The sequence below is a fragment of the Streptomyces sp. CB01580 genome (genome assembly GCF_001905795.1).
GTDB lineage: Bacteria > Actinomycetota > Actinomycetes > Streptomycetales > Streptomycetaceae > Streptomyces.
This window is the reverse complement of sequence record NZ_LIXJ01000052.1, coordinates 1-13,586: the sequence shown is the minus strand read 5'-3', so window position 1 is coordinate 13,586 and position 13,586 is coordinate 1. Positions and strand designations below refer to the sequence as shown.

The following is a 13,586-nucleotide window of genomic DNA, read 5'->3' as shown; positions in this document are numbered from 1 at the left end:
GGCCGGAAAGGTTTACCGGGAGGCTCGCGGCGTCCGGTGCGGTGCATCGCAAGGCGGAGGATCGCCCTCGTACGGGACGTACTCGGGTGATGCGACAACGCGGCGAGGTGCCGTGCCGGGCGTCGCGAGCCGGTGAACCTTTCCGGTTGCAGCACCAGTGCTGTGGCCGGCGGACGTCGCCGGTCACGGAACGGAGACCATCTGCCGGGCCTCGTACGGCGGGCGGCGGTTCGAAGCCGGTCCCGATGTCATGACCGGCGGCGGTCACCGGGATGGTCGTCACCAGTCACGGAAGCGACGCCGACATCACGTCATGTCCGCGTCGAGAAAGGGGAGTTCGAGCCCGCGGGTGGCAAGCGTTACAAGGGCCGGCCACTCAAAAGGGGCGTCATTCTCCAGATCAAACCTGCATCCACTCGATGACACGCCGTTCCGGCGCCTAGGATTCCCCCTAACACCTCACCGGTCTCTTCGACAGGAACCCCATGAGCGACCCTTCCTCCCCTTTCGGCTTCGAGCTCGTGCGACGCGGATACGACCGCGGTCAGGTGGACGACCGCATCACCAAGCTCGTCGCCGACCGTGATAGCGCCCTCGCCCGCATCACGTCTCTGGAAAAGCGCATCGAGGAGCTGCACCTCGAGACGCAGAACGCCCAGGCCCAGGTGACCGACGCGGAGCCGTCGTACGCCGGCCTCGGCGCGCGGGTGGAGAAGATCCTCCGCCTGGCCGAGGAGGAGGCGAAGGACCTGCGTGAGGAGGCCCGTCGCGCCGCCGAGCAGCACCGCGAGCTCGCCGAGTCGGCCGCCCAGCAGGTCCGCAACGACGCCGAGGCGTTCGCGGCCGACCGCAAGGCGAAGGCCGAGGACGAGGGCGTGCGCATCGTCGAGAAGGCCAAGGGCGAGGCCGGCACGCTGCGTGCGGAGGCCCAGAAGGACGCCGCGCAGAAGCGCGAGGAGGCGGACGCCCTCTTCGAGGAGACCCGCGCCAAGGCCGCCCAGGCCGCCGCGGACTTCGAGACCAACCTGGCCAAGCGCCGCGACCAGTCGGAGCGCGACCTCGCGTCCCGTCAGGCCAAGGCCGAGAAGCGCCTCGCCGAGATCGAGCACCGCGCCGAGCAGCTCCGCCTGGAGGCCGAGAAGCTCCGTACGGACGCCGAGCGCCGGGCCCGCCAGACGGTCGAGACCGCGCAGCGTCAGTCCGAGGACATCGTGGCCGACGCGAACGCGAAGGCCGACCGGATCCGCAGCGAATCGGAGCGCGAGCTGGCGGCGCTCACCAACCGCCGCGACTCGATCAACGCCCAGCTGACGAACGTCCGCGAGATGCTGGCGACGCTCACCGGTGCCGCGGTGGCCGCCGCGGGCTCCCCCGCCGACGAGGAGTCGTCCGGCCGCGGCGTCCCGGCCCAGCAGACCCGCTGATCCGTACGACCGCGACCGTACCCACGCGTACCCCCTGACGCGCCCGGTTCCGCCCCTGTGGTGGCGCCGGGCGCGTGGCCGTTCTAGCGTGAACTCATGATCGAGCTCGATGGCCTCACCAAGCGCTTCGGGAACAAGGTCGCCGTCGACCGGCTCTCGTTCCGGGTCCGCCCCGGGATGGTGACGGGTTTTCTGGGGCCGAACGGGGCGGGCAAGTCGACCACGATGCGGATGATGCTCGGGCTCGACAACCCGACGAGCGGTTCGGTACGCATCGACGGCAGGCACTACCGCGACCTCGACGAACCCCTGAAGCACGTCGGCGCGCTGCTGGACGCCAAGTCCATGCACGGCGGGCGCAGCGCGTACAACAACCTGCTCTGTCTCGCACAGAGCAACCGCATCCCGGCGAGCCGGGTCGCCGAGGTGCTGGAGACCGTCGGTCTGACCGCGGTCGCGAGGAAGAAGTCCAGGGGCTTCTCGCTCGGGATGGGCCAGCGGCTCGGCATCGCGTCGGCGCTGCTCGGCGACCCCCGGGTGTTGCTCTTCGACGAACCCGTCAACGGGCTCGACCCCGAGGGCATCCACTGGATCCGCAATCTGATGAAGGCGCTGGCCGCGGAGGGCCGGACCATCTTCGTCTCCTCGCACCTGATGAGCGAAATGGCACTCACCGCCGACCATTTGATCGTGATCGGCCAGGGCCGACTGCTCGCCGACACCTCGATGGCCGATTTCATCCAGCAGAACTCCCGGAGTTTCGTCCGGCTGCGCTCCCCGGACCGGGAGCGGCTGCGGGACGTGCTGCACGCGGAGGGGCTGGTCGCGGTCGAGGCGGGGAGCGGCGTGCTGGAGATCGACGGCACCACCACCGAGGTGCTGGGCGAGCTGGCCGCCCGGCACCGGATCGTGCTGCACGAGCTGAGCGCCCAGCGGGCCTCCCTGGAAGAGGCGTTCATGCGGATGACGGCGGACTCGGTGGAGTACCACGCGCACTCGGAGCCGGGCACGGCGCCTCCGCCCCCGGTCCCGCGCTGGGGCGAGCAGTACGACCGGCTGACCGCGGGCGCCCCCGGCCCCGCCGGAACGACCGGTGTCACAGGCACGACCCGCACCACAGGCATCATCGCCAGCACGGACACGATCGGCACCACTGGCACCACAGACATCACCGGCAAGGAGGTCTGACGACGATGGCATCGGTACCCGCGGTCCTGACCTCCGAATGGACCAAGATCCGTACGGTCTCGTCGACCGTCTGGACGCTCATCGCCGCGTTCGGCGTCACCGTCGTGATGAGCGCGGCGATCTGCGCGCTGATGAACGCTCAGTTCGACAACCTTCCGCCCGTGGAGCGGGCCACCTTCGACCCGACCCCGATCAGCTTCTCCGGTCTGACCCTCGGACAGCTCGCCATGGTCGTCTTCGGCGTCCTGGTGGTCGGTACGGAGTACAGCTCGGGCATGATCCGCACCTCGCTGGCGGCCGTACCCCGGCGCGGCACGTTCCTGTTCAGCAAGATCGCGGTGGCCGGTGTGCTGGCGCTGGCGGTCGGCGTCGTCACCGCCTTCGTCTCGTTCTTCCTCGGTCAGGCCCTGCTCGGCGACCTCGGCACGACCATCGGTGCGCCCCATGTGCTGCGAGCGGTCGTCGGCGGCGGGCTGTACATGGGCCTGATCGGGATCTTCTCCATGGGCGTGGCGACGATACTGCGCAGCTCCATGCTGTCGCTGGGCATCCTGATGCCGTTCTTCTTCCTGGTCTCCCAGATCCTGTCGGTGGTGCCGGTCGCGAAGAAGGTCGCGCGCTACTTCCCCGACCAGGCCGGGCGCAAGATCATGCAGGTGGCTCCCGACGCCCTGAACAGCGACCCGAGCCCCTACGGACCGTGGGGCGGGCTCGGCATCCTGATGGCGTGGGTGGCGGCGGCGCTGGTCGGCGGGTACCTCGTGCTGAGGAAGCGCGACGCGTGAACGACGGGCGAGGAGCCCGTACCCGGGGGTGACACCGCCACTCCGGAGGCGATGCCGTCCGGTCCCCCGCGCATCCGGTCCGCGCGGCCGGGCGGGCGCCACCCGTCGGAACGGCTTGGCCGCCACCGTCAAGGGCTGGATATCCTCGTAACCCTTACGGGGGGTGTGCGGCCGGACGGCCCGGCCCCGACGACGGACAAGAGCCGATGGGGCTGAAGCATGATCGAGGCAGTCGGCCTGACCAAGCGCTACGGCGCTGTGACGGCCGTGCACAACCTTTCCTTCCAGGTGCGGCCCGGCACCGTCACCGGATTCCTCGGCCCCAACGGGTCGGGCAAGTCCACGACCATGCGCATGATGCTGGGCCTGGACCAACCGACCGCCGGTCATGTCACGATCGGCGGCCACCCCTTCCGGCACCTGCCGAACGCCCCGCGCCAGGTCGGCGCGCTGCTGGACGCGAAGGCCGTGCACGGCGGGCGCAGCGCCCGCAACCACCTCCTCTCGCTCGCCCAACTGGCGGGCATCCCCGCCGCACGGGTCGACGAGGTGCTCGGGGTCGTCGGCCTGCACGAGGTCGCACGGAAGCGGACCAAGGGCTTCTCGCTCGGGATGGGCCAGCGCCTCGGGATCGCGTCGGCGCTGCTCGGCGACCCCCAGGTGCTGCTCTTCGACGAACCCGTCAACGGGCTCGACCCCGAGGGCATCCTCTGGGTCCGCAACCTGATGAAGGCGCTGGCCGCGGAGGGCCGGACGGTCTTCGTCTCCAGCCACCTGATGAGTGAGATGGCCCTCACCGCCGACCACCTGATCGTGATCGGCCGGGGCCGGCTGCTCGCCGACATGAGCGTGAAGGACTTCATCGCCGCCAATTCCGCGGACTTCGCCCGGGTGCGGGTCGCGGACGGCGCCCCGGACGGGCGGGAGAAGCTCACCGCCTCGCTCATCGAGGCGGGTGGCCAGGTGCTGTCGGAGCCGGACGGGGCCCTGCGGATCACCGGCCTGGCGCTGCCGAGGATCAGTGACGTGGCCCATGAGGCGGACGTCCGGCTGTGGGAGCTCTCGCCGCACCAGGCGTCGCTGGAGGAGGCGTACATGCGGATGACGCAGAGCGCCGTGGACTACCGTTCGACGGCGGACGAGAAGGCCGGGCTGCACCAGCTGGTGCCGGACGACGGGTACGGACCGCAGCAGCAGATCCCCGAGGTGCCGCAGCAGGGCTGGTACGCCCCGCCGCCGCCCGGAAAGGACCCGTCCGCGACACCCACCGAGGCCGTCGGGAGCACCGGGAACGCCGGGTTCGCGGCGGCCCCCGCGGACCCGACCAGGAGCGAGACCAGCGAGGAAGCCCGATGACGACACCGCCGACGACGAACCCGCGGGCACCGGGCCAGCAGCACGCCCCCCTCCCCCACGGGAACGGGCAGCAGGCACCGGCCGGGTACTACGCCTCTCCGATCCCCCTGCGTCCCGCCACCCTCACCGACGCGATCACCTCCGAGTGGACCAAGATCCGCTCGGTGCGCTCCACCGTGTGGACGCTCGGCGTCATGCTGACCGTGGTGCTCGGCCTGGGCCTGCTCATAACCACGATGATCACGCTGACCGACTCCGATCTGGGCGACGTCCCGGAGCTCAGCTTCGGTTTCTTCGGGGTGCTGCTGGGCTCGATCTGCGTGATCACGCTCGGCGTGCTGACCATCACGTCCGAGTACGGGACGGGCCTGATCCGGACGACGCTGACGGCCTGCCCCAGCCGTACCCGCGTACTGACCGCCAAGGCGGCCGTCTTCTTCGTGCTGACCTTCGCCGTCACCACCGTGTCGGCCACCGTGGTCGCCGTGGTGCAGGCGTCGCTGCTCCACGGCAAGGAGCCGCGCGTGGACGACTGGCTGCGCGCCACGATCGGCGTCGGGCTGTACGTCGCGCTGCTGGGGCTGCTCTCCCTGGCGGTCGGCGCAATCGTCCGGCACTCCGCCGGTGCCGTCACGATCATGATCGGTGTGGTGCTGCTGCCGCTGGTCCTGGGGATCTTCATGTTCTCGCGGTCCCTGGCCGGCTTGCGCGAGGCGTTCCTCATGTACTCGATCCCGAGCCAGCTCAGCGCGTTCTACGACACCTCGGTCACCGGCTTCGGCCCCTCCGGCTGGGATTCGCTGTGGATCATGCTCGGGGTGACGGCCGTGGCAATGGGCGCCGCCTACGCGGTCCTGGAGCGCCGGGACGTGTGACCGGCCGACGGCCGGGAACGGCCGTCCGGGACGGGAGCCCGGGGCCGTGGAGGGACGGCCGGCTCAGTAGCGGGGCGCATTCCTGGACCGCTGCACCTGTGTGGTGCGGCGGTCCTTGGCGTTCCAGCACGCCTTGTGCCAGTGCCGACGGTCTTCGATGCCGCCGTACTCGGACCAGGCCACCAGGTGCGGGACGCCGGACGGGATCTCCTGGTCGCAGCCGGGGCAGCGGTACCGCTTGCCGGCCGCGCTCGCGCCGCTCACCGGGCGCACCGACCACTCCTCCCCGCGCCACTCCTCGACGCGTCCGCCGCCGCCGTAGCGGATCCCCGGCTCCGCTCCTCGCTCGGGGAAACTCTCGCCGCCTCGGGGGCGGTTGCGGCGCGGGGACACGGGACACCTCACAGACGGGCCGACGGTTTTCCCCCAGCGTAGGGCCATTCGGCCGAGCCCCGCGCCCGATGTCGTGCGGGAGCGCCCCCTCCGACTTTGCCGACTTACCGGACAATCCGAACAACTTGCCGCTGCCCGTGCCCTTGGCACGTGTCAGACGTTGTTGCCCGTAGGGGAGAGGCCGCGTCGGCCGCAAGGAGGCAATTGGCGATGCGCGTGGGAACGTTCGTACTGGCAGCCCAGTTTCCGGGACAGGGGCCGGGGGAAGCGCTGCATCGCGCGATCCGGTCCACCGAGGTCGCGGAGGAGTCCGGGCTCGACTCGGTATGGCTGGCGGAGCACCATTTCGTGCCGTACGGGGTCTGCCCGTCCGCCGTGACCCTGGCCGCGCTGCTGCTCGGCCGCACCCGCAGGATCCGGGTGGGTACGGCGGTGAGCGTGCTGCCGACCCAGCACCCCGTCGCACTGGGCGAACAGGCCGCGCTGCTCCACCTCACCACCGGTGGCAGATTCACTCTCGGCGTCGGCCGGGGCGGCCCCTGGGTGGACCTGGAGGTGTTCGGCGGGGGCCTGGAGGCGTACGAGAAGGACTTCCCGGAGTCCCTGGAGTTGCTGCTCGACTGGCTGACCCGGCCGAGGGTCGCGGGGAAGGGGCCCCGGTACGACTTCCGCGAGGTGGCGGTGGTCCCCCGGGCCGACGAGCCGCTCGCCGGGTTCGACGGTGCCGTCCCCGGGGACGACGGGCCCGGGGGCGACGGTTCCGGTGGCCCCGAAGTGGTCGTCGCGTGCACCTCGCCCCGGACGGTCCGGCTCGCCGCGGAGCGCGGACTGCCGATGCTCCTGGGCATGCACTGCGGGGACGAGGAGAAGGCGGAGATGATCACCCTGTGGCGCTCCACCGCCCTGGCCGCGGGCCGTTCGCCGGAGAGCGTCCGGGCGGCCGGGCACGTGTCGGCCGGGGTGGCCCAGATCGCCGACCGGACCGAGGACGCGGTGGAGTCCCTCGTCAAGGCGATGCCCGGCTGGCTGCGGGAGGGGCTGGGCGCCCATGTGACGGTGGACGGACGGCACCGGGTGATGCGCGACCCGGTCGCGTACACGGAGCTGCTGTGCGGCCTTCATCCGGTGGGTCCGCCCCGGCTGGCCGCCGACCGGCTCGCCGCCACCGCCGAGCGGACGGGCATCACCCGCTTCGCGCTCCTGGTGGAGGGCTCCGGAGACCTGGCGGCCACGGAGGAGAACGTGGCACGGCTGGGCACGGAGGTGCTGCCGCTCCTCGTCTGAGCCGTGATGGGGGCTACCGGATGCCGTCGCGCCGCACGCGGTCCGGAACAGCAGCGTGCGCACGCGCTCAGGGCCTGCCCGACGGCTCATGACCGGACAGGCCCTGCCGCCGAACGGACCTCAGCAGTCCCGGAGTCCGGGCGACTGGTTGAGCAACTGGCCTCTCACCGACGTGAAGCGGGCCAGCCGCTCGTCGACCGAGGCGTCCAGCGGGAACACCGCGACGCGGTGGCAGTTCTGGAATGCCAGACGCACTCCGAAGTGCCGTTGCAGAGCGCCGCGTATCGCATCACTCGCGAGCGCACGCAGCAGCTGACCACGGGCCTGCTCGTCCGGCGGGGGCGTCTGGTTGTCGGCGAACTCTCCGCCGTCGACCTTCAGCTGGGCCACCAACGAGCTGATCATCTCCCACGCGTAGGGCAGGGAGGTCCGGACGCAGTCGACGAAATCGGCTTCGTCGACCTCGCCTCGCTCGGCCTGTTCCAACAGCGCCGGTGAGACGTCGAGCGACATGGGTTCTCCTCTCGCGGCCCCGACGCCGGGCCGGGACCTTACGGGCAGGGCAAAGGAGGAACGCGACGCAGCGTGCACACACGGCGACCTCCCGGTTACACCGTAAGGGTGCGGTCCTGGCCGCACCAGGAGATTGGGAACACAACCGGCCAACAACGAAAAGGATCAAAGAGGGGCAAGCCCAAAAAGGGCTGATCCGGTCGTGTCCGGACCGGACGGGGACGGTCCGGTCACGTCCGGACAGGGGCCGCTCCCCTCCGTCCGGGGCGGGAGGGGGGAGAATCGCGTGGAGCACGGGTCGTCGAGTAGCGTTGCCGACCATGCGTCTCGTCATCGCCCGCTGTTCCGTGGACTACGCCGGCCGGCTCACCGCCCACCTGCCCTCCGCCCCTCGCCTGATCCTCGTCAAGGCGGACGGGAGCGTGTCGATCCACGCCGACGACCGGGCGTACAAACCCCTCAACTGGATGTCGCCGCCCTGCACCCTCAAGGAGGGATCCGGCGACGCCTCGGACGTCTGGACCGTGGTGAACAAGGCGGGCGAGAAACTGATCATCACGATGGAGGAGATCCTCCACGACTCGTCCCACGAACTGGGCGTCGACCCGGGTCTCATCAAGGACGGTGTCGAGGCACACCTCCAGGAACTCCTCGCCGACCGGATCGAGACTCTCGGAGAGGGTTACACCCTGATCCGCCGCGAGTACTTCACCGCGATCGGCCCCGTCGACATCCTGTGCCGGGACGCCGACGGCGGGACCGTGGCCGTGGAGCTGAAGCGGCGCGGCGAGATCGACGGCGTGGAGCAGCTGACCCGCTATCTGGAGCTGCTCAACCGTGATCCCCACCTCGCCCCGGTGAAGGGCATCTTCGCCGCACAGGAGATCAAGCCGCAGGCCAGGGTGCTGGCGACGGACCGCGGGATCGACTGCGTCGTCCTCGACTACGACGCGCTGCGCGGCATCGAGGACGACAAGCTGCGCCTGTTCTGACCTGCCCTTCCCGGGCTTCCCCCGCAGACCCCCGATGCCGGACGCGCCTCGCGCGCCCGGCATCGGGGGTCCGTCGGCGTCAGGGGCCTCCCGTCGTCCGGTGCGGCCCGGACCACACTCAGACCACCGCAGGTCCGTCGTCCGCACCCTCCACCGACGGCGGGAGGGAGGACGAGGACGGCCCGCTCGCCGAGTCGGAGGTGCCCTCCGGCGGGGAGGGCGAGGGTTCCACCGTGGCCGGATCCGTCGGTTCCGGGGAGTTGTCCTCCGTCTCGGTCGGACTCGGGCTCGTCGGCGCCGTCGGCGTGGCCGGCTTCGTGGGGACGGTCGGCCCGGTCGGGGCGCCCGGCGAGGAACCGCCCTCGGACGGGGTGTCCGACGAAGGGCTGCCGCTCGGCTCCGTGGCGCCCGGCGACGGCGTACCGCTCCCGCTCGGCGCGACCTCGCTGCCGGACGGGCCGGGCGTCACCGCGCCGCCCCCGGACGTCTCGTCCCCGTACACGGACCCGTCCGCCGACCCGTCGTCCGACGCCCCGTTCCCGCCGTCGTCGGGGCCCGCCGACTCCTCGGACGTGACGCGGGGACGGTTCCCCCGGTCCCCGTCGCCGGACGTCACGCCCAGCGCCACGAACGTGCCGAGCACGGCGGCGAGAAGCGCTGCCGCACCCACCGCGACGAGGCCCCGCCGGGAGCCTCCCAGCCACGCGGGACGGCCCTTACGCGCCGCTGCCTCCGGGGCGGTGCCGCGCGGGTGGATCACCGCGGTGGTCTCCGCGCCGGACCCCCGTGTCAGCTTCTGCGTCGCCGCGGTTGCCGGTGCGACGGGCAGCGGCGCCGTGTCCTCGTGCCGCGAGGCCGGTCCCGGCCGGCCCACCGGCACCGGACCGCCGGTCACGGGACCGGCCGACGGCGGTCCGCCCGGAACCGGCCCCCCGGGCGGCGTCGCTCCGGACCGGTCCGCGACCAGGGCGAGCGCGCGCCGCCCGACCACCATGCCCGGCTTGTCGGCGAGCGCCCCGCGCATGCCGATCGACGTCTCCAGCTCCGTCCTGGCCCGGTCCGGATTCCCCGAGCAGAGCGCCAGAATGCCCAACTCGTGGTGGAAGTACGCCTCTTCGGCGACCTCACCGGCGACCCTGGCCGCCTCCTGGCCGATCCTCAGGGCCCTCTCCCAGGCACCCCAGTGCAGTCCCGCCGCGAAGGCCGGGGCCGCGCTGTGGGCCGGCGGTACGGCCTCGGCGGCCTGCCCGTCGCCGTCCCCGGGGACGAGCCGCGCCATGGCCGCGATGACGGCGTCGGCCTCGGCGGTGACCCGTGCCGGGGTGACCGAGGGGTGCCCCGCCCACCAGGCGTAGTGCCGGGCCGCGGTACGGGCCCGCTCGGCGCTGTCGTCGCCGTACCCCGCGGCCTCCAGCTGGGCGACGGCCCCCGCGGCCAGGCGGTAGCGGGAACCGGCCGGGGAGAGCAGTCCGCAGCCGGCCAGTTCACCGAGCGCGGCGTCCGCGTGGGTGTCCCCCACCAGGGCCGGAAGGTGCGCCTGGTGCGGCACCTCGCCGTCGAGCGCGACCGCGAAGCGCAGGGTGTCGCGGGCGGGCTCGCTGAGCCATGAGGCGAGCAGCGCGGCGGGCGCGGCGGCCTCACCGAGGTTGGGCAGTGGAATGTGGACGCCGTCGGTGGCCTCGTCGTGTCCGAAGGGCGGCTGCGTGGCCGAGCCGTCCGCGCCGTTGTCCGGACCGTCGTGCGGGGCGGGGGCGCCGGAGGCGTCGGCGTCGGCGCGCTGCTGATCGCGACGGCGCAGCAGGGCGGCTGCCTGGACGAAGCGCAGCGGCAGCCCCTCCGACTCGAACCAGAGGTCTCCCGCCCAGTTCTTCTCCTCGTCGGTGAGCGGACGTTCGGCGACCCGTTCCAGCAACTCGACCGAGGCGCCCCGGCCGAGGCCGGAAAGGAAGACCTCTTCGAGGTACGAGTCCGCGCCGGGCGCGGCGACGTCCGGGGTCGCCGAGAACAGGAAGGCGCACTCCGGTGTGGCGTCGAGCAGTTCCTCCAGGGCGGCGCCGCCGAACTCCAGGTCGTCGAGCACGACGACGGCGCCGATCCCTCTGAGGTGATCGAGCAGCGCGGGGCGGTCGGGCCGGTGCAGCGGAGCGTCGTACACGGTCTCGAAGAGCGCGTACAGCAGGTCGGCGACGGACCTGTTGAGGCCGGAGAGCCGTACGACACCGTCCGGCGCGAGGCCGACGCAATCGGCGGCGACGGCGTCCAGCAGGGTGGTCCGGCCGGAACCAGCCGGCCCGGTGAGCCGCACGGAACGGCCGCGGGTCAGCAGCCGCACCAGCCGCTCGCGCTCCTCCGCGCGCTCCAGGAGGGGCGGCTGCGGAGCGGGCGGCCCCGGAGGCACGGGAGGCGCGGCGGCACGCTCGCGGGCGGCGCGGTCGGCCGCGGTACGCCGTACCGGGGGCGCGGGCTGCTCCCCCGGCGGGTACAGCTCGACCTCGCTGCCGTCGATCGGGTTGACGGTGAGGAGGTAGTCACCCGCTATGAGCCGGACGACACGGGCCGGGTGCGGTGCCGGCTGGCCGAAGTCCGGTGCGGCGGCGGGGGTTCCCGCCGTCGGACGGGGCGCGGCACCCGGCGGCGGGGTGGGGACGGACTCCTTCCCGTCGGCCGTCCTGCCGGGACCTTCGGCGTCCCTGCCGTACTCCCCCGGCCCCTGGTGTGTCGGGTCCATCGCCAAAGCCCCCAGACGCGTCGCGCACGGTTGTCCCTCCCGGCCTCGCACGCCCTGCTGTCGCCTCCGGTCCGGTGTCCGCCCGGTGGGTCCCGTCAATCGGCGGACGGGCCGACCCTAGACGGTCGCCCGGTGCCCGCGCACAGCCGGGGGTCCGGGCCGTCCGATGCGCGCGTTCTCGTGCCGTATGTGACTCTTCGCCCGCACCACATGGCCGGATCCGGACGCGTCGAGGGCCGGGAACCGGGTCTCCGGGTCTCCGGGTCTCCGGGTCTCCGGGTCTCCGGGTCTCCGGGTCTCCGGGTCTCCGGGTCTCCGGGAACCTATACGCGCGGCAGGGAGTCCGCGGCGATTCCGCCCTCGATGGCCAGGATGCGGTGCAGCCGCGTCGCGACCAGCAGGCGCTGCATCTGCGGCGGCACGCCGCGGAGCACCAGCCGTCGGCCGGCCCGCCCGGCCCGTCGGTGCGCGCCCATGATGACGCCGAGTCCGGTGGCGTCCCAGGAGTCCAGCTCGGTCAGGTCGAGCACCAGGTCGCCGACTCCGTCGTCGAGGGCCGAGTGCAGGGCCGTACGGGCGTCCGCCGCGCTTCGGACGTCGAGGCGGCCCCCGACGACCAGTTCGACGTGGTCGCCCCTGATGTGCATATGCGCTCCCCGTGAATCTCCGTCGCAACGTTTCGTCTGTCTGTTCTGTCTCTCCCACAACTGACTGTGGCGGAGACAGGGAAGTTGCCGTCTGTAAGCGAACCGATGCCGATTTCACTCCGTGGGGTGACCACGGCTTGACGCGGCCCGGACGGGCCCGGATGTCCTGGAGGACACCCCTGCCTCCGGGCCCGGCCGACGGCGGACCGGGCCGGAGGACCGGAGCAGATCAGTACGTGTAGAAGCCCTGCCCGCTCTTGCGGCCGATGTCACCGGCGTCCACCATCCGGCGCATCAGCTCCGGTGCGGCGAACTTCTCGTCCTGCGACTCGGTGTAGATGTTGTTCGTGGCGTGGAGCAGGATGTCGACGCCGGTCAGGTCGGCCGTGGCGAGCGGACCCATGGCGTGCCCGAAGCCCAGCTTGCAGGCGATGTCGATGTCCTCGGCCGTGGCGACGCCCGACTCGTACAGCTTGGCGGCCTCGACGACGAGCGCCGAGATCAGCCGGGTGGTCACGAAGCCGGCCACGTCACGGTTGACGACGATGCAGGTCTTGCCGACGGACTCGGCGAACTCCCGCGCGGTGGCGAGGGTTTCGTCGCTGGTCTTGTAGCCGCGGACGAGTTCGCACAGCCGCATCATCGGGACCGGCGAGAAGAAGTGCACACCGACGACGCGCTCGGGGCGCTCCGTCACCGCCGCGATCTTGGTGATCGGGATGGCGGAGGTGTTGGAGGCGAGGACGGCGTCGTCCCGGACGATCTTGTCGAGCGAGCGGAAGATCTCGTGCTTGACGTCGAGCTTCTCGAACACGGCCTCCACGACGACGTCCGCGTCGGCGACCGCGTCGAGGTCGGTGGTCGTGGTGATGCGGGCGAGCGCGGCCTCGGCGTCCGCCGCCTCCAGCTTCCCCTTGGAGACGAACTTCTCGTACGAGGCGCCGATGGCGTCCCGTCCGCGGGCCAGGGCCTCGTCGGTGACATCGCGCAGCACGACGTCCCAGCCCGCCTGGGCGGAGACCTGCGCGATGCCGGATCCCATGAGTCCGGCTCCGATGACGGCGAGCTTCCTGGCCACGTGTGCACCCCTCGGTTCGTATTCGCCTCTGCAGCTGATCCCTGAGCTGATCCCTGCACGGCCCCGGTCATAACGGTTGTTCACATTGCTCTTCGGCGGAGATTAGTACCCGTGAGAGGTCCTGTGACCACGAAGAGATGCGCGTCACGTCTCACATGACGGACATCACACCGGCACCCGTCATCCGGCGGCGCGCCGGGCACAGTTGAGGACCCGCACGGTCCTGTCCCGCGGTGGACGCGCTCCCCCTCGGGACAGGACCCGGGCCCGGCCTCCGGCCGGACGACGGCGGTGCGGGGAGCAGGACCTAGTGCCGTGACCGG

Annotated in this window: 12 protein-coding genes; 7 read left to right on the top strand and 5 right to left on the bottom strand. The window is 71.9% G+C overall.

Going from position 1 to position 13,586, the window contains the following annotated elements; translation table 11 throughout:
* The first annotated feature begins 485 nt into the window (after window positions 1-485).
* From AMK22_RS36205 to AMK22_RS36185, 5 genes are all read left to right on the top strand, one after another.
* On the top strand, window positions 486-1,424 hold the full coding sequence (locus AMK22_RS36205; RefSeq protein WP_073791911.1) for a cellulose-binding protein: 939 nt from the start codon (window positions 486-488) through the stop codon (window positions 1,422-1,424).
* Between the two features lie 96 nt (window positions 1,425-1,520).
* The gene (locus tag AMK22_RS36200; RefSeq protein WP_079186593.1) at window positions 1,521-2,612 is read left to right on the top strand and encodes an ABC transporter ATP-binding protein; all 1,092 of its coding nucleotides are present in this window, start codon (window positions 1,521-1,523) and stop codon (window positions 2,610-2,612) included.
* A 5-nt stretch (window positions 2,613-2,617) separates the two neighbouring features.
* Window positions 2,618-3,397, top strand: coding sequence for an ABC transporter permease (locus tag AMK22_RS36195; RefSeq protein ID WP_073791909.1), 780 nt, complete (start codon window positions 2,618-2,620; stop codon window positions 3,395-3,397).
* Window positions 3,398-3,616: 219 nt separating this feature from the next.
* Entirely contained in the window at window positions 3,617-4,753 is a 1,137-nt protein-coding gene (locus AMK22_RS36190; protein ID WP_073791908.1) for an ABC transporter ATP-binding protein, read from the top strand.
* The gene (locus tag AMK22_RS36185) at window positions 4,750-5,628 is read left to right on the top strand and encodes an ABC transporter permease subunit (RefSeq protein ID WP_073791906.1); all 879 of its coding nucleotides are present in this window, start codon (window positions 4,750-4,752) and stop codon (window positions 5,626-5,628) included. Before AMK22_RS36190 ends, AMK22_RS36185 begins: the two co-directional genes overlap by 4 nt.
* Before the next feature lie 63 nt (window positions 5,629-5,691).
* Here the strand turns inward: AMK22_RS36185 and AMK22_RS36180 are convergent, their stop codons facing one another.
* Window positions 5,692-6,021 (bottom strand): ATP/GTP-binding protein, encoded by a 330-nt coding sequence (locus tag AMK22_RS36180; protein ID WP_073791905.1) that lies wholly within the window; start codon window positions 6,019-6,021, stop codon window positions 5,692-5,694.
* 210 nt (window positions 6,022-6,231) lie between these two features.
* Here AMK22_RS36180 and AMK22_RS36175 point away from each other — a divergent pair, with 210 nt between their 5' ends.
* Window positions 6,232-7,305, top strand: a complete 1,074-nt coding sequence (locus AMK22_RS36175) for an LLM class flavin-dependent oxidoreductase (RefSeq protein WP_073791903.1) — start codon at window positions 6,232-6,234, stop codon at window positions 7,303-7,305.
* A 120-nt stretch (window positions 7,306-7,425) separates the two neighbouring features.
* Here the strand turns inward: AMK22_RS36175 and AMK22_RS36170 are convergent, their stop codons facing one another.
* Window positions 7,426-7,818 carry an SCO5389 family protein gene (locus AMK22_RS36170; RefSeq protein WP_073791902.1) on the bottom strand — a complete coding sequence of 131 codons (393 nt, stop codon included), beginning with the start codon at window positions 7,816-7,818 and terminating at the stop codon, window positions 7,426-7,428.
* Window positions 7,819-8,138: 320 nt separating this feature from the next.
* Between AMK22_RS36170 and nucS the strand changes: the two genes are divergently transcribed.
* Window positions 8,139-8,810, top strand: a complete 672-nt coding sequence (nucS, locus tag AMK22_RS36165) for an endonuclease NucS (protein ID WP_073791900.1) — start codon at window positions 8,139-8,141, stop codon at window positions 8,808-8,810.
* A gap of 118 nt (window positions 8,811-8,928) precedes the next feature.
* On the opposite strand, the gene AMK22_RS36160 is transcribed toward nucS, so the two are convergent.
* From AMK22_RS36160 to AMK22_RS36150, 3 genes are all read right to left on the bottom strand, one after another.
* Entirely contained in the window at window positions 8,929-11,538 is a 2,610-nt protein-coding gene (locus AMK22_RS36160) for an ATP-binding protein (protein WP_073791899.1), read from the bottom strand.
* Between the two features lie 323 nt (window positions 11,539-11,861).
* Window positions 11,862-12,185, bottom strand: coding sequence for an STAS domain-containing protein (locus tag AMK22_RS36155; RefSeq protein ID WP_073791897.1), 324 nt, complete (start codon window positions 12,183-12,185; stop codon window positions 11,862-11,864).
* 229 nt (window positions 12,186-12,414) lie between these two features.
* Window positions 12,415-13,263 carry a 3-hydroxyacyl-CoA dehydrogenase family protein gene (locus AMK22_RS36150; RefSeq protein ID WP_073791896.1) on the bottom strand — a complete coding sequence of 283 codons (849 nt, stop codon included), beginning with the start codon at window positions 13,261-13,263 and terminating at the stop codon, window positions 12,415-12,417.
* Window positions 13,264-13,586: the final 323 nt, after the last annotated feature.